Raw genomic sequence first — 15,530 nt, forward strand, 5'->3', positions numbered from 1 at the left:
CCCAGGCCGCCGCAAGCCGCCCGACGCCGTCGAGCTCCAATTCCACGCCTGGACTGTCCGGACGGCGAGCGCCAGCAGCCAGAAGGCAGAGAACCGGTCCGAGAACCGGTGAGGATCGGGAGCTACCGACGCAAGCACCACCGGCGAGATCAGGTATGACGCCGGCGTCGCCTGAAGCACGCACTCCGTGACGGTGCCCCAGTTCGATGGTTCCCTGCTGGGTCGATGCTGCCGAACGTCGAGCGCGCAGGGAACCGCCGAACCGGCGGGAGGCTGACAGGGGTGAGTGGTTGGCCGGAGAGGGGTCCGAAGCCGAGCGGGTTGGCGGCGAATTCGGCATCCTGGGCCCCACGTAGAATGGACCCGTGATGCAATCCCCCCTCCCCGTACGCGACGGCGTGAACGCGACCCGCCTGCGCCTGCCGGTCGAGGGTCCGTGGACGACGGCGATGGATTACATGATGCACCGCTGGGGCCACATCGATCCGCAGGGAATTGAGGACAGGTTCGACGCCGGGGAGATCGTTGGAGAAGGCGGAATCCCTCTTAGCCGGACCACAAAACTGGAGGACCACACCTTCATTTGGTACTACCGGACGTTGCCGCCGGAAACGCGCATCCCCGTGGAACTGAACATCCTGCATCAGGACGAGCACCTCCTCGTAGTGGACAAGCCGCATTTCCTCCCCACGACTCCCGGCGGAACCTACATCCAGGAATCGGCCCTCGTGCGGCTCCGGAACCAGCTCAACCTTCCCGATCTGATTCCCATGCACCGCCTGGACAGGATGACAGCGGGGCTTCTGCTCCTCTCCACCAATCCTGAGACCCGCGGAAAGTACCAGGTGCTGTTCGAGAAGCGCCAGCTGCAGAAGGAGTACGAGTGCGTAGCCGCCGCTGAGCCGGCGGCCGGGTACGCCGCCGTCGAGTACCCAGTCGTCGTGCGAAACCGCATGACCAAGTCCCGCAGCTATCTGCTGGCTGAAGTCATCGTCGGTGAACCCAATGCGGAAACCCGCATTGAAAGGATCACAACGTACGACGACGGCGGCCGGCAGCGCGCGCTCTATCGCCTGGAACCGCATTCAGGCAAGACCCACCAGCTCCGGGTGCACATGGCCTCGCTCGGGCTCGGCATCCTTAACGACGCCTTCTATCCTGACCTGCTGGACAAAGCCCCGGACGATTACAACAAGCCCCTGCAGTTGTTGGCACGCGGCGTGCGGTTCGTGGACCCCATCACCCAGGAACCCGTGGAGTACCGCAGCAGGCTGCAATTGAGCCACGCTCCCCACACACACCAAAAAACTTAGCCAAAAATGCGCCGGAACGCGTCCGCAGTCGGCGTGCTGAAGAGGACAAACTCCACGACCTCAAGTGAGCTTGCGGTCGTCTCCTCGGCGAAATTATCCAAAGCTGCCGACGCGGCTTTCGCAACCTCCCCCGCATCCCAGCCGTAAACTCCTGCGCTGATGGCAGGGAAGGCGATGGATTGAGCACCCAGCGAATCCGCGGCACGGAGGCTCTCCCGGAAACACGATCTCAGCAGCATCGGATCCGTCTCTCCCACATGCCGGTTGGGGCCCACGGTGTGGATAACCCAGCGCGCCGGGAGGTGGAATCCGGGGGTGACCACCGCTCCGCCCACCGGCAGCCCTCCTGGCAGCAGAGTTACCCGGATTTCACGGCATGCCTCCAACAAATGAGGCCCTGCCGCACGGTGAATGGCGCCGTCGACTCCTCCACCCCCAAGCAATGACGAGTTCGCGGCGTTGACTATGGCGTCGACAGGACGGGTTGTGATGTCACCTTCAAGGATCTCGATGCGCATAGCTTAAGTCTGGCACCGGCATCCAACGGAAGGCAGGCAGGCCCTGCCGTAGAGCCTCGAGCAGGATTAGAATTGCCTTCGGGTGGCAGTCCTACGCCGCTTGGGTCTCATGAGGTGAAAGGACCTGTCATGGACCTCCCGAGGGAAATTCCCGGTGACCGGACAGCGGCCAAATATGCCTACACTGCCGCTGGACTTGGCGTCGTCGGTGTTGCGACTCTCGGGCTGATGTTCGCGATAGAAGTGCCTAAGAACGGCCCCTTCATTTTTGGAACAATAAACGATTTCACCGGGGGCCTCTTCAACCTGGTGGTCATTCCCGTCATCCTTCAAGTGCATCGCCGCCTGGACCCCTCGCTTTGGACACAGGTCGGCAAGTGGACTGTTGTGACGGCCTGTGTGGCGGGTTCCGTCAGCTCCTTCCTGCTGGTTTTCGACCAGCTGGATTTCGCCACCTCAACAAGTATCTCCGTGACGGCCATTGTGATTCAGGGCGCGTGGTTCTTCCTTGTCCATCGGAGGCTGCTCAGGATGAATGGGTATCCAAAGAGCCTGGCCAGGCTCGGGGTGTTCATCGGTGGAGCAATGCTCGCTGCCCTCCCGTTGTCGGCTGTCGCCTTTACGGAAGCGGCGCCTGAGTGGCTGCGTTGGACTGCAGGCGGTGCGGGAATTGCCTTGGGAGCAACCGCATGGGTTGCCTGGCCCTACTGGTATTTCCGGGCGGGCAGGCATCTGAGCCACAGTCAGGTAAAAGCGCAACTTCCCACCGCCAATCAGGAAGCGTGACGCCCGGACTCCGGACGGCACGGATTCAACCCGCGGCAAGTACGGTATTTTGTGGCCATGGACATCGGCAATGCGGACAGCTGGGGAGCCGCCATCTACTTTTGGCTCATTCCCCTGGTCCTGGCCGATGCCGTATTTCCCCTTGTCCCTTCCGAGATGGTGGTGATCACCGGCGGAGCGCTCTCGGCCGACGGGCGCGCCAGCGTCTTCCTGGTGGGACTGGTCGCTGCCATCTCATCATGGGTTGGCGACGTGGTGGTGTTTCAGCTCTTCAAACGCCGGCTCAGCCACGTCTTGGACAGGTGGCCGTGGGGGCGGAAGCTGCACCAGGGCATGCATCGCGCCATTGAGAAAGCCGGGCGTTCCTCCACCTACGGCGCCATCATCGGCGTCAGGTTTATCCCTGGAGGCCGGCTGGCGACGTCGGCCGCCGCCGGGATTGCCGACGTCACCACGCGCTCCTTCAATCTTTGCGCCGGAATCGGCGCTGTTCTTTGGGCCGCCTGGCTCGTGGGCCTCGGATATTTCACGGGCACCGCCACTGGTTTACCGTTTTGGGCGAGTTCACTGATCGGCGTCGCGGTTGGGCTGGTCATCGGCGCGATTGTGGGCATGATCGCCACCCGCCGCCGAGGGAGCCGGTCCCCCGTCGAGGAACCTGAGACAGATCCCAGCCCGTCCTGACTGGCACAAGCTAAATCGGCGCCCAGCGTCCTCGGTTCCGGCGAAGCACCTGCAGGGAGCCGGTCACCGCGACCCGTTCGACGGCGTCGCGCATCATCGACGCCGACAATCTCGCCTGGCTGTTTTCACCGCTGTACTCGGTCGCCTCCACAAGAAAGCGGAGGTTCAGCTGCGGCACACCAGCGGCAATATTCAGCTGGTTGGATTCGACGTGATGGCGCGTCTCCAAGGCTTCAACGCCCGCGGCCATCACCGCTTCCGGTGGGTTACCAGGCCGCAGCCCCGTGATCTTGAGTCTGGTCTGGAACGACGGCATAAATCCCACCCTAACCCTCCCTCACCTTTCGCAACCAAAACCCAAACCCTCCCTCACTTTTCGTGAGGTCGGCGGAATTGGGTGCGGGTTGTGAGGGAGCGTTACCCAAAAACCTGCGAACGTGAGGGAGCGTTACCCAAAAACCCGCGAAACGTGAAAGAGCGTCACCCAAAAACGTGCAGGATGTGAGGGAGGGTGGGCCAAAAACGTGCAGGACGTGAGGGAGCGTCGGTTGGAGGAGGAGACGGCGGAGAGTGGCGACTAGCCGGTGTTGCGGAGCCCTGCTGCCACGCCGTTGACAGTGATGAGCATTGCCCGCTGGAGGCGCTCATCGATCTCGGCACCGGAAATGCCCTCAGTGGCCTCGGCCCGGATGCGGCGCAGCAGCTCCACCTGCAGGTAGCTGATGGGGTCAAGGTACTGGTCTCGGATTTCCAGGGACCGCTTCAACGTGGGCTGGGCGTCGAGCAGGACGTTTTCGCCGGTGAGGTTCTGGATCTCGGTGACCGTGAGCTCGTACTCCGCCCGGATGGTGCGGAACAGGTGGTGCAGTTCTTCAGGGACCAGCGATGAAACGTAGTAGCCGGCGATGTCCAGATCGGTCTTGGCCAGCGTCATTTCCACGTTGGACAGGACCGAGCGGAAAAAGTGCCAGCGGTCCATCATCTCAACCAGCTCGCCTGCGTGACCGGCTTCCCTGGCTGCCTTCAACCCGGAGCCGACGCCGAACCAGCCCGGCACGATCTGCCGTGACTGGGTCCAGCCGAACACCCACGGAATGGCACGCAGGCCGCCCAGTCCTGCACCGGAATCCGGGCGTTTGGACGGGCGGGAGCCGATGTTCAGCGAGCCCAGTTGCTCCACCGGCGTCGACGCCAGGAAGTAGGCCGGCAGGTCGGGATCATCAATAAGAGTCCGGTACTGGTCAAACGCGGCGTCGGAAATGATCTCCATAACGTGGCCGTAGCGGACACGCTCGTCATCAGAGGTACGCGGGCTGCGGTGCAGAGCTGAGCCCTGCATCACGGCGGCCAGGGACAGTTCGAGGTTCTCCCGCGCCAGTTCGGGCAGTGAGTACTTGTCCGAGATGACCTCGCCCTGCTCAGTGAACTTGATTTCGCCTTCCAGCACACCGTTGGGCTGCGCCATGATGGCATCGTAAGTGGGACCACCGCCACGGCCAACGGAACCGCCACGGCCGTGGAAAAGACGCACACGGACACCGTGCTTCGCGGCCACGTCACGGAGCTTCCGCTGGGTCTTGTGGATCTCCCACTGGCTCGTCATCACGCCGGATTCCTTGTTGGAGTCCGAGTACCCCAGCATGATTTCCTGGATATCGCCGCGCAGCCGGACCAGTTCCCGGTACGACGCGTTGGAAAGCAACTGGTCCACGATTTCGGCCGAGGCCCGGAGCTCTTCTACTGTTTCCAGCAGTGGCGCGAACCCGATCCTGGCGTACGGCGCCTCACCGAAGAGGCTAACGAGGCCGGCTTCACGCGCAAGCACAGCCGCAGCCAGCACGTCATCGGCTCCACGGGTCATGGAGATGATGTACGTCTCGATGACATCCGGGCCGTAAGTGCGCAGGGCACGGCGGATCTCACGGAAGACGTCGTACGTGCCGTCGGCGGCGCCGTCGAGCTTAATGGGGTGACCTGACAGCGGACGGCGGGAGGCAAGTTCAGCGCCCAGCACGTCGAATCGCTCGGGGCGGCTGAGTTCGGCGTACCGGATCCCTGGTCCGCCCAGACGGTCCATCAGCTGGCCGACGGCGTCATGGTGGTGGTCGGCATGTTCGCGGATATCCAGCGTGGCGAGGTGGAGTCCGAAGGATGAGATGGCCCGGCGGACCCGGGCGAGCGCACCGTCAGCTGCAAGGGATGCAGAATGGTGCCGCAGCGAGTTTTCCAGGAGCTCGAAGTCTTCGATGAGCTCGGCGGTGGAGATGTAGTCCCTGCCATGCTCGTGGGCTGAGCCCGCCCCCACGCGCTTGACCGTGTTCAGCAGCTTGGCCTTGATACAGGTCAGCTTGAGCCGGTACGGTTCCTGCGCGTTGAGTTCCAGGACGCGCCGGTCCAGCCCGGGCAGCTTGGCGAGATCCGCCTCGATGGAGTCGAGCAGTTCCTGGTCGGCGCCGGCGAGGGCTGTGGAGTTGGACAGGATGGAAATCAGCTCGTCGATCATGGTGATGCTGATCCGGACAGCGTGCTGGTTCTGAAGCTGGAGGATCTCCCGCGTTACGGAGGCTGTCACGTTGGGGTTGCCGTCGCGGTCCCCGCCGATCCAGGAACCGAAACGGATGGGCGCGTTCTGAGCCGGCAGCGTCACACCCTGTTCGGCCAGGAGCTCGGAGAGATCAGTCAGCATTTCCGGCATCGCGTCGGTGAGGATGCTGTTCAGGTAGTAGATGGCGTTCCGGGCCTCATCCACAGGAGTGGGACGGACCTGGCGGAGCTCGTCCGTCTGCCACATCTGGTCAATAACTTCGGAGAGCTGCCTGTCCTGCCGACGGCGGGCCGACGTTCCTTCTTCCGTGGATTCGGCAAGGATGTCCGACAATCGCCGGATCTTATCCAGCACTGACCGCCGGGATGCCTCAGTGGGATGGGCAGTGAAGATGGGGCGGACGTCAAGCTCATTCACCACGGTCTGCAGGACAGCGGGACCTGCCTGGCTGGCGATGTCGGCCACGGCCTTGGCCAGCCAGCCATCCTTCTCCTGCCGGGTGCGGAGTCCGCGGACACGGTGAACCTGCTCGGCCGCGTTGGCGAGGTGGAAGTAAAAAGCGAAGGCGCGCACCAGATCTGTTGCCTGCTCAAGCGGCAGGGAGCCGAGCAGCTCGCGGACCTGGGCGACGACGTCGTGCGCGCTCCACGGGCCTGTCGCCTGGGCCCCGCCGCGGGCCGCTTCCTTGGATTCCTTGGTCAGGAGGCGGACCTGCTCAACAAGGTCCAGCAGCTCAGGGCCGTGCTGGCGGACCAGGGATTCGCCCAGGAGCGTGGACACGCGCCGGACGTCCGCGCGCAGTTCGGAAGCCAGGTCTGTGCTGGCGAGATCGGTGCTGGAATTCAATGCAGTGTCAGCCATGGAAGCTATCTTTCGGGGGATTGGAAAGGGTTCGGACTTGGCTCGTACACTGCGCTGGATACTGTGAGCCGGGTTACTTGTTCCTAGGGGATGTTACCCGCAGCACCCTTAGTGACGGGAATTTGTCTCAGAAAATGTCAGCATTACAGGCGGCCTGCGGGCGTGCCTGGAGTCGTTCAAGCGCGGCTGGAAGCCGAGGGGTCCGGGAAGGAAATCTTTCCCGAGTACACGGTGGAGGGATCCAGCCCATTCCCCGACGACGGCGCCTCGTGCTTGTGTTGTTTCATTTCCTCCCGGGCAGCACCCGGAGCGTAGGTGGGCGCGCCGGTGTAGGGGTCGATAACGCCTAGAGCACTGCCCAGCGTTCCAGCCGCGCCCTTGGTACTCACACCGTGTTTCAGCATCGACATGCCACCCAGGGTAAACAGCACCACCAGAGCCACGCATACCAAGACCGTGATCAACGCCTCCGCCGCCATATCCTGAGCCTACGCCTGGAAGCGGGGAATGGACCATGGTGGACTGCTGTTGATGCCAACGCAGGAGCATGCAGGAGCCAACGCAGAACGTGAGGAACCATGAGCACCACGCCTGATGCCCAAGTGGAGCGTTGGCAGCGCTTCCGGAAGAGCCGGAATACGGCCCTTGCCAGCGAACACGGCTGGCTGACACTGACATCCTTCCAATGGCTGGAGAACCGGCCGGCCCGGGTGGACCTTGTGCCCGGACTCTGGTCAACAGACGGTACGGGCTCAGCCAAGGGCGCGACGGCGTTCCTCACCGCTGCGGCGAAAGACGGACTCACGCTTGTGGAGACCGGGGAGCCCGTTGACGGCACAATTTCTGCCTCTTTGGCGAACGAGGAATCGCTGATGTGGGTGCAGTTCGGCGGCGGGGACGGCAAGCAGGTGATAGTGGAACTCGTCAGGCGCGCCCACAAATACGCCATCCGCACCCGGGATTCACGCTCGCCGGTGTTCACGGAGTTCGACGGCGTGCCCACCTTTGATTACGATCCCGGCTGGGTGATCCAAGGAAGGTTCGAGTCCTACCCGGAGCCCGTGGACGTGCCGATCGCCACTGCTAATCCCTTGGTGGACGGCGTTCACCGCTCAGTGGGGGAAGTGGTGTTCCGGGCTCCTGGGATTCCGCATGAAATACGCCTCCATGCCGAGGAAGAGAAACTTGGGGCCCTCACAGTCACCTTCCATGACGAAACGAACGGCATGTCCACGGATGAATGGCGCAAGGTCTTCATCCCGCGCCCACGCCCGGACGGCTCTGTGGTGATCGACTTCAACCGTGCCATCAACTACCCCAGCGCCTTCACTCCGTACGGCACCTGCCCCATGCCGGTCAAGGGAAATTCGATCGACGTCGAGGTGACAGCAGGCGAGAAACTGCCGGCGGGAAGCCTGGGCTAGTTGGGGGGGCGAACTACTAGGCGATGGCAGACACCCCGGTAACAGCCCGGCCCACAATGAGCGAGTTGATCTCGAACGAGCCCTCGTAGGTGTAAATGGCTTCGGCGTCGGCGAAGATCTTGGCCATCCGGTAGTCCGTGACAATCCCGTTGCCGCCCAGAATGGACCGCCCCAGGGCAACGGTTTCCCGCATCCTGGCACTTGTGTACGACTTGGCCAGGGCCACCTGCGCCATGTCTGCGCTGCCCTCCTCCTGGAGTTGGGCGATCCGCACCATCATGCCCAGGCTTGCGACGGCGTTGCCGAGCATTGTCACCAGTTGCTGCTGGATGAGCTGGAACTTCGCCAGCGGCCTGCCGAACTGTTCACGCTCCAGTGCGTACTGACGGGCGACGTCGAACGCCGCCAGCTGCTGACCCACCGCCTGCCAGGCCACCATGATCCGGGAACCCCGCAGCAATTCCTTGGTGTCTTCGAAACTGCCGATGCCGGAAAAACGGTCGGCCTCGGCAACCATGACGTTCTGGAAGACAATGTCGGCGTTCTGAACCGTGCGCAGGGCGATCTTATTCTCGATGCGGCTTCTGGTGAGGCCCGGAAGTGTTGCATCCACGATGAAGCCCCTGACGGCGCCGTTGGATTCGTCCCGGGCCCAGACCAGCAGGTAATCGCAGAACGTCCCGTTGCCGATCCACCGCTTTGCGCCGTTAAGCACCCAGCTGTCGCCGCCCTCGTCGGCCTCTCCCGTGACGGAGGAGATCCGCCGGGCCCGCGTCTCCATTCCGCCGGCCACATCGGAGCCGTGCTGCGGCTCGGTCAGGGCGAAGGCCCCCGTGGTGCGGAGGTTAGCGGCATCAAGGAGCAGCCGCGCCCTTTGCTCTTCAGAGCCGAACCCGTACAGCGCCTCCACGAAAAGGTCGTGATGCACGAGGAAAAACGTGGCGATCGATGTGTCAACCCGGGTCATTTCCGCAATAACAAGGCCCGCGAAAAGGTGGCTGTAACCGCGCTGCGCAGGGGTGCTCAACTGGAGTTCCGCCAGCTTGGGCAGGATGTGCGCCGGGAATTCGGCGTCGTTCCACCACTGCGTTGCATACGGTGCGATTTCCTCAGCCAGGAACTCCCGCAACTGGTTCAGCTTGGCCTGTTCGGCGGGGTTCAGCAGCGACTCGAACTGGAAGAAGTCCGCCGTCGGCAGCGATTCCACCGGTGAAGCGTCAGGTGACAACCGTTCCGCCGTCATTTGGGACCCATACGGATGGCACCGTCGAGGCGAATGGTTTCGCCGTTGATCATGGCGTTCTCAACGAGGTGGGCAGCCAGGTTGGCATACTCCTCCGGGCGGCCCAGACGCGCGGGGTGCGGCACCTGCCGGCCCAGCGATTCCTGGGCTTCCTGGGGCAGCCCGGCCATCATCGGCGTTTCGAAGATTCCTGGGGCGATGGTGTTCACCCGGATCAGGGACCTCGCCAGTTCGCGGGCCAGTGGAAGGGTCATGGCGGCGACAGCACCCTTGGACGCAGCATAGGCAGGCTGGCCGATCTGCCCCTCAAAGGCGGCCACCGAAGCCGTGTTGATAATGACTCCGCGTTCGGGTCCACCGAGTTCAGTGATCACCGGCTCAGTGGAGGCCATGGCTGCCGCAGCGAGCCTGACCACATTGAAGGTGCCCACGAGATTGATCTGGATCACGCGGTTGAAGGCCTCCAACGGGAGCACACCATCGCGGCCAAGGACTTTACCCGGTGTGGCGATGCCCGCACAGTTCACCACTATCCGCAGCGGCCCCAGCGCCGTGGCGGCGTTGACGGCGGCTTGAACGTCACGTTCGTCGGTCACGTCTGCTGCTGCAAAGACGGCAGAGTTCGACGGCGGGCTCCCGGCGTTCGCGGTGTCCGCAGTGGCAAGCCCGGGGGTCGCGATGGCGGCGTTCGCCCGGCCGGCTTCGTTGAGCCCAGCGGCGTAGGCGGCACCGGAGGAGGAAGCCAGATCCAGCAGGACCACGGAAGCTCCCGCCTGAAAAAGACGCCTGGCCGTCGCTGCCCCCAGCCCGGAAGCTCCCCCTGTAATTAGCGCGACAGCCCCGCTGATATCCATGCATCCTCCTTGATGTGGAACCCGGCCTGCCTCGACCGTTAGTTAATGCATGTTAACTGGAATTCCCGGAGAACGCACCTCCGCCTGTTGTCTCCGGGGCCCGCTAGGCTGGCACCATGGGTGATCCCAACGCTCCATTGCCTCCGTACGCCAAGGATTCTGTGAGGGATTCACTTTGGGCTTCCCGGGCGGACGAGGCCGCCAGGTCGGTCAACCGGATGTTTGGGCATCGCGTGTGCTTCCTTCCCGGAACGCATCTTGCCGCCGTACAGCGTCCCTCCGGGCGCCTGCCGAGCCCCAGCAAACCCTGGCATTACTGGTGGCAGGCCCATTACCTCGATTGCCTGGTGGATACGGGCCGCCGGGAGCTGACCCAAAAACGCCCGTTCGACGGCGATGGACGGCCGAGTGCCGGGAAGCTGGCTTCACGCCTGGTCACTGGCATCAGGCTCCGAAACCTTCTGACGTTCGTCAACAGTTACTACGACGACATGGCCTGGCTTGCTTTGGCTGCGCAGCGCCTCCAGAAGCTGGCGGAGGAAACCCGGAGAGTGCGTCGCCGCAGGAATGAAAGGGCACTGAAAGCTCTCGAGCTGCAATTTGATTCCGCCTCCACCCACCACTTGGGCGGGGGCACTTTCTGGAACACCACGCGCGACTTCAAGAACACTCCCGCCACGGCGCCAGTGGCCCTCTTCTACGCACGGAACGGGAACACAGTCAAGGCGCAAGAACTGTTGGACTGGCTGGCTGCAAGACTGTTGGACCCCGCCAAAGGCCTGTATCTCGATGGGCTGCGAATACGTCCGGACGGCAGCGAGGAGCTGGTGGGCGCCGTTTACACCTACAACCAGGGCCCCGTACTGGGAGCCTTGCTGGAAGTGGGTGGCGTCCCGAACCTGAAGCGCGCGGCCGCTTTGATTGAAGCAGTCGATCGAGAGCTCGCTCGACCTGCGCACACAGGAGGGGGCAAGGACCTCCGCGTACTCCGCGGGGAGGGCACTGGCGATGGCGGCCTCTTCACAGGAATCCTGACAAGATACCTGGCGTTGGCAGCCGTCGATCCACGTCTTCCGGCATCCAGCCGCACAATTGCCTCCCAACTGGTCACAGACACTGCCGGTTCGCTGTGGGAAGGCCGACGCCTCATCGCAGCCGGAGAACCATTGGCCAGGTACGGAGGGAGGATGATTTTTTCTCTGAACCCGGACATTCCGGCGACCGTCACCTACCCGCCGGGTGCCGCCGTCGAGCTTTCCACGCAACTGCAGTCGTGGATGATTTTGGAGGCCGCCGCGACCCTCGAGGATGCCGTCAGCAGTACCCACTGCTAATTAGGGCACGCAACATTGCGGTAATTATTGTGATACTGGTCACTTAATCGGATTGCGGCTTGGAAGTAAGGTTTGGCTAACCTACAGTTTCCCCGTGAGCACCCCTGACTTTCCTTGGCTCACAGGACTCCGGTCCGCTGACGCATCCCCAGAAAGAAGCCCCCATGAAGATCCGCACTAACGCGCTGGCTGGAATCGCACTCCTCGCCACCGCCACTCTCGGCCTGGCAGCCTGTGGCTCCGGTTCGGCCACTCCCGCAGCAACCGCTGGTGCAGCAGGCTCTGGCGAGATCACCGTCTACAACGCGCAGCACGAATCGATGACCAAGGCCTGGGCCGAGGAATTCACCAAGGAGACCGGCATCAAGGTCACCCTGCGCCAAGGCAAGGACAGCGAGATGTCCAACCAGATCATCCAGGAGGGCGACAAGTCCCCCGCCGATGTGTTCATCACCGAGAACTCCCCCGCAATGACGCAGGTGGAGAACGCCGGGCTGTTCGCTGACCTGACCGACGAGGTCAAGAAGCAGGTTCCTGAGGAGTACCGTCCCTCCACCAACAAGTGGACCGGCGTCGCCGCACGCGCCACCGTGTTCGTGTACAACAAGGAAAAGCTGACGGAAGACAAGCTGCCCAAGTCCCTCGCGGATCTGGCCAATCCTGAATGGAAGGGCCGCTGGGGAGCCTCCCCTTCAGGTGCTGACTTCCAGGCCATCGTTTCCGCCTACCTTGAGCTCAAGGGCGAGGCTGAGACCGAGAAGTGGCTGACGGCCATGAAGGAAAACTTCAAGGGCTATCAGGGCAACGGCGCCGTCATGAAGGCAGTCAACGCCGGCGAGATCGAGGGTGGCGTGATTTACCACTACTACTACTTCGGCGACCAGGCCAAGACCGGCGAAAACTCCAAGAACATTGCCAGTCACTACTTCAAGAACCAGGATCCAGGGGCGTTCGTCTCAATCTCCGGCGGTGGCGTGCTCAATTCCTCCAAGAACAAGGCAAACGCTGAAAAGTTCCTCGCGTTCATCACCGGCAAGAAGGGCCAGGAGCTCCTCCAAACCGGCAAGGACTTCGAGTACACGGTTGGCTCTGACGTTCCTTCCAACGAGAAGCTCACTCCGCTGGCAGAGCTGGATCCTCCCACGGTGGATGCGTCCAAGCTCAACTCCAAGAAGGTCACCGAGCTGATGACCAAGGCCGGGCTTCTCTAGTAATCATTTCTCCGCAGTGATCGCATCGCCAACAGTCGCCGGCAAGGCGGCAAAACCAGTGGCGGGCAAGGGTAGCAGCCCTCGCCCGCCATTGGTCGTTGCATTACTGGCCATATTTTTGGCCCTTTTTGCCTTGCTTCCGCTCGGCTATGTCATCTACATGACAGCGGTCACCGGCTGGGAAACCAGCATCGAGCTGGTTTTCCGGCCCAAGGTTGGTGAGCTGCTCGCCAATACCCTGCTGCTGATGCTGATCGTAGTTCCGGCAACCCTGGTGGTGGGGGTGGGCAGCGCCTGGCTCGTAGAGCGCACCACGCTCAGCGGCCACAAGGTCTGGGCGGTGCTGTTGGCCGCACCGCTCGCAATTCCGGCATTCGTCAACAGCTACTCCTGGGTATCCGCCGTCCCTTCCCTGGAGGGCGTCTGGTCCGGCTCCCTGATCGCAGTACTGTCCTACTTCCCCCTGGTCTACATTCCGGCCGCAGCCACGCTAACCCGCCTTGATCCTGCGATAGAGCAATCCGCCGCTGCCCTTGGGCTGGGGCCATGGCAGGTGTTTTTCCGGGTGATCCTCCCCCAGCTGCGGCTGGCCATCACCGGCGGAGGACTGCTTGTGGGGCTCCACCTGCTGGCCGAATACGGCGCCTTTGCCATGATCCGCTTCGAGACCTTCACGACGGCGATCATGCAGCAGTACGCGTCCACTTTCAACGGCACCGCGGGAAACATGCTTGCAAGCGTCCTGGTATTCTTCTGCCTGATTCTGCTGGTGCTTGAAGCCCGGAGCCGCGGCACCGCGCGCTACGCCAGGATCGGCTCAGGTGCCCAGGCCAAGCCGTACAGGCTCGCCCTTGGCAGTTACCACGTGCCGGGTCAGCTGGCCATGACGGCGCTGACGGCGCTGTCGCTCGGCCTGCCGTTGTGGTTCGTGATGCGCTGGATCGTGGCTGGCGGGGCCGAAATCTGGGACCTTGATGAACTGCTCCCGGCGCTTCTGCAGACCCTGGGACTGGGGCTGGCCGGGGCAGTGGCTGCCACCGTCGTCGCATTTCCCATGGCGTACCTGGCCGTCCGCCACCCCGGCTGGTTCAGCAAGTCCCTCGAGCTTTCCAACTACATCACCAGCTCAATGCCCGGAATCGTGGTGGGCCTGGCGTTCGTGACAGTTGCCATCAATGTCATGCCCGACCTTTATCAAACCACCGGTCTGTTGGTGGCAGCCTACGTCCTGCTGTTTATCCCGCGCGCCCTGGTAAATCTCCGGGCCGGGTTGGCGCAGGCCCCCAAGGAGCTGGACGAGGCGGCCCGGGCCCTCGGCAAGTCGCCGTTCATGGCCTTTGTCAGGGTTACGCTCCGCTTGAGCGCCCCGGCGGCTGCCGGTGGAGCCGCGCTGGTCTTCCTCGCCGTCGTGACGGAACTGACAGCGACATTGCTGCTGTCCCCCAACGGCACCACAACCCTGGCAACATCATTTTGGAACAAGAGCAGCGAGATCGACTATGCAGGCGCAGCACCCTACGCGCTGCTCATGATCCTGCTGTCCGCACCCATGACCTACCTTCTCTTCCAGCAGTCCAAGAAAGCAGCGGGACAGTGACAGAACAAGAGCCCTCACGGCTTCCCGAACCCCGCATCTCCGCCTCGGTGGAGCCGACTACAAACAGTCACCTGGTGATCGAGTCAGTCACGAAGAACTTTGGTTCCCAGGCGGTCCTCAAGGGCGTCAACCTCTCGGTGGCCAAAGGTGGAACTACTGCCATAGTGGGACCTTCCGGCTCGGGTAAGACGACGCTCCTCCGCCTCATCGCAGGCTTCGAGCACCCCGGGACGGGGACCATCGAGCTAAACCGGAAACCTGTGGCGGGCGACGGCGTCTGGATCCCAGCGCACAAGCGCCACGTCGGGTATGTGGCCCAGGACGGAGCACTGTTCCCGCACCTGACAGTGGGACAGAACATTGCGTTCGGACTCGACCATGGGAAGCTGGCTGGAGGCCGGAAGGGTGTCTCGGCGCGGGTCGGGGAACTCCTGGACATGGTCTCCCTGGACGGCTCGATGGCCAAACGCCGGCCACACCAGCTCTCCGGCGGGCAGCAACAGCGGGTGGCCCTGGCCCGTGCCTTGGCGCGGGAGCCGGAACTGATGCTCCTCGATGAGCCCTTTTCAGCACTCGACGCCGGCCTCCGCGTGGCCACGCGACGCGCCGTAGCCAAAGTTCTCAACGAAGCCGGGGTTACCACCATCCTGGTCACCCACGACCAGGCCGAAGCACTTTCCTTCGCGGACCAGGTGGCCGTGATGCGGGGCGGCAAGCTTGCCCAGATCGGCAACCCCTTTGTGGTGTACACACGTCCCACTGACCGCGCCACGGCCGAGTTCCTGGGTGACGCCGTCATCCTGGACGCGTGGATGGAAGGGTCATTGGCCACATGCTCGCTCGGCGGAATTCCTGTCCGGAGGCCCCCCGCCCAGGGCCTGGTCCAGCTCATGCTCAGGCCCGAACAGATCCGCATTGCCGAAGACGGGCCCATCCGCGGCGTAGTTGTGGACACCGACTATTTTGGACCCGAGACCACAGTGCGGCTGCAGCTCGCCATTCCACCGAAACTTGCGGCAGGGACGGCGGCCGATCACCGGTACCCGGGTGGAGGCGAAATCATTACCATCCGCCATTGGAATGCCTCCATCGCCCGGCCCGGGATGGAACTCTGCCTTCGCGTGGTGGGCGAGGCCGTGGCTTTTCCCGTTGGCGGCTAG

The 15,530-nt window shown here is 63.1% G+C and carries 14 protein-coding genes and 1 pseudogene; 8 read left to right on the top strand and 7 right to left on the bottom strand.

Going from position 1 to position 15,530, the window contains the following annotated elements; translation table 11 throughout:
* Positions 1 to 198: pseudogene (locus RIN13_RS12135) on the bottom strand (hypothetical protein); the annotation flags it as partial.
* 170 nt (positions 199 to 368) lie between these two features.
* On the opposite strand from RIN13_RS12135, the gene RIN13_RS12140 reads away from it, so the two are divergent.
* Entirely contained in the window at positions 369 to 1,313 is a 945-nt protein-coding gene (locus tag RIN13_RS12140) for a pseudouridine synthase (RefSeq protein WP_309107631.1), read from the top strand.
* Here the strand turns inward: RIN13_RS12140 and RIN13_RS12145 are convergent.
* Positions 1,310 to 1,831: an O-acetyl-ADP-ribose deacetylase gene (locus RIN13_RS12145; RefSeq protein WP_309107594.1), complete on the bottom strand. Its 522-nt coding sequence runs from the start codon at positions 1,829 to 1,831 to the stop codon at positions 1,310 to 1,312. The genes RIN13_RS12140 and RIN13_RS12145 overlap by 4 nt on opposite strands.
* Before the next feature lie 129 nt (positions 1,832 to 1,960).
* On the opposite strand from RIN13_RS12145, the gene RIN13_RS12150 reads away from it, so the two are divergent.
* Positions 1,961 to 2,617: a hypothetical protein gene (locus RIN13_RS12150; RefSeq protein ID WP_309107595.1), complete on the top strand. Its 657-nt coding sequence runs from the start codon at positions 1,961 to 1,963 to the stop codon at positions 2,615 to 2,617.
* A 57-nt stretch (positions 2,618 to 2,674) separates the two neighbouring features.
* Positions 2,675 to 3,301, top strand: coding sequence for a VTT domain-containing protein (locus RIN13_RS12155; protein WP_309107596.1), 627 nt, complete (start codon positions 2,675 to 2,677; stop codon positions 3,299 to 3,301).
* A 10-nt stretch (positions 3,302 to 3,311) separates the two neighbouring features.
* Here the strand turns inward: RIN13_RS12155 and RIN13_RS12160 are convergent, their stop codons facing one another.
* From RIN13_RS12160 to RIN13_RS12170, 3 genes are all read right to left on the bottom strand, one after another.
* A complete protein-coding gene (locus RIN13_RS12160) occupies positions 3,312 to 3,617 on the bottom strand; it encodes a hypothetical protein (RefSeq protein WP_309107597.1) in 306 nt (101 codons plus the stop codon).
* Positions 3,618 to 3,878: 261 nt separating this feature from the next.
* The gene (ppc, locus tag RIN13_RS12165) at positions 3,879 to 6,707 is read right to left on the bottom strand and encodes a phosphoenolpyruvate carboxylase (RefSeq protein ID WP_309107598.1); all 2,829 of its coding nucleotides are present in this window, start codon (positions 6,705 to 6,707) and stop codon (positions 3,879 to 3,881) included.
* A 176-nt stretch (positions 6,708 to 6,883) separates the two neighbouring features.
* Positions 6,884 to 7,186, bottom strand: a complete 303-nt coding sequence (locus RIN13_RS12170) for a hypothetical protein (RefSeq protein WP_309107599.1) — start codon at positions 7,184 to 7,186, stop codon at positions 6,884 to 6,886.
* Between the two features lie 99 nt (positions 7,187 to 7,285).
* Here RIN13_RS12170 and RIN13_RS12175 point away from each other — a divergent pair, with 99 nt between their 5' ends.
* On the top strand, positions 7,286 to 8,131 hold the full coding sequence (locus tag RIN13_RS12175) for a DUF1684 domain-containing protein (RefSeq protein ID WP_309107600.1): 846 nt from the start codon (positions 7,286 to 7,288) through the stop codon (positions 8,129 to 8,131).
* Positions 8,132 to 8,147: 16 nt separating this feature from the next.
* Here RIN13_RS12175 and RIN13_RS12180 read toward each other — a convergent pair whose 3' ends face one another.
* Together RIN13_RS12180 and RIN13_RS12185 are read right to left on the bottom strand one after the other, a co-directional pair.
* Positions 8,148 to 9,374 carry an acyl-CoA dehydrogenase family protein gene (locus RIN13_RS12180; protein ID WP_309107601.1) on the bottom strand — a complete coding sequence of 409 codons (1,227 nt, stop codon included), beginning with the start codon at positions 9,372 to 9,374 and terminating at the stop codon, positions 8,148 to 8,150.
* Complete coding sequence (locus RIN13_RS12185; protein ID WP_309107602.1) at positions 9,371 to 10,228, bottom strand: SDR family NAD(P)-dependent oxidoreductase; 858 nt, start codon at positions 10,226 to 10,228, stop codon at positions 9,371 to 9,373. Before RIN13_RS12185 ends, RIN13_RS12180 begins: the two co-directional genes overlap by 4 nt.
* Before the next feature lie 116 nt (positions 10,229 to 10,344).
* On the opposite strand from RIN13_RS12185, the gene RIN13_RS12190 reads away from it, so the two are divergent.
* From RIN13_RS12190 to RIN13_RS12205, 4 genes are all read left to right on the top strand, one after another.
* Positions 10,345 to 11,562, top strand: coding sequence for a glycoside hydrolase family 76 protein (locus RIN13_RS12190; protein WP_309107603.1), 1,218 nt, complete (start codon positions 10,345 to 10,347; stop codon positions 11,560 to 11,562).
* Positions 11,563 to 11,726: 164 nt separating this feature from the next.
* Positions 11,727 to 12,773, top strand: a complete 1,047-nt coding sequence (locus RIN13_RS12195) for an iron ABC transporter substrate-binding protein (RefSeq protein ID WP_309107604.1) — start codon at positions 11,727 to 11,729, stop codon at positions 12,771 to 12,773.
* A 58-nt stretch (positions 12,774 to 12,831) separates the two neighbouring features.
* The gene (locus RIN13_RS12200; protein ID WP_309107632.1) at positions 12,832 to 14,370 is read left to right on the top strand and encodes an iron ABC transporter permease; all 1,539 of its coding nucleotides are present in this window, start codon (positions 12,832 to 12,834) and stop codon (positions 14,368 to 14,370) included.
* Complete coding sequence (locus RIN13_RS12205) at positions 14,367 to 15,530, top strand: ABC transporter ATP-binding protein (RefSeq protein WP_309107605.1); 1,164 nt, start codon at positions 14,367 to 14,369, stop codon at positions 15,528 to 15,530. The genes RIN13_RS12200 and RIN13_RS12205 overlap by 4 nt, the downstream gene beginning before the upstream one ends.

Source organism: Arthrobacter sp. (assembly GCF_031179985.1).
Classification (GTDB): domain Bacteria; phylum Actinomycetota; class Actinomycetes; order Actinomycetales; family Micrococcaceae; genus Arthrobacter.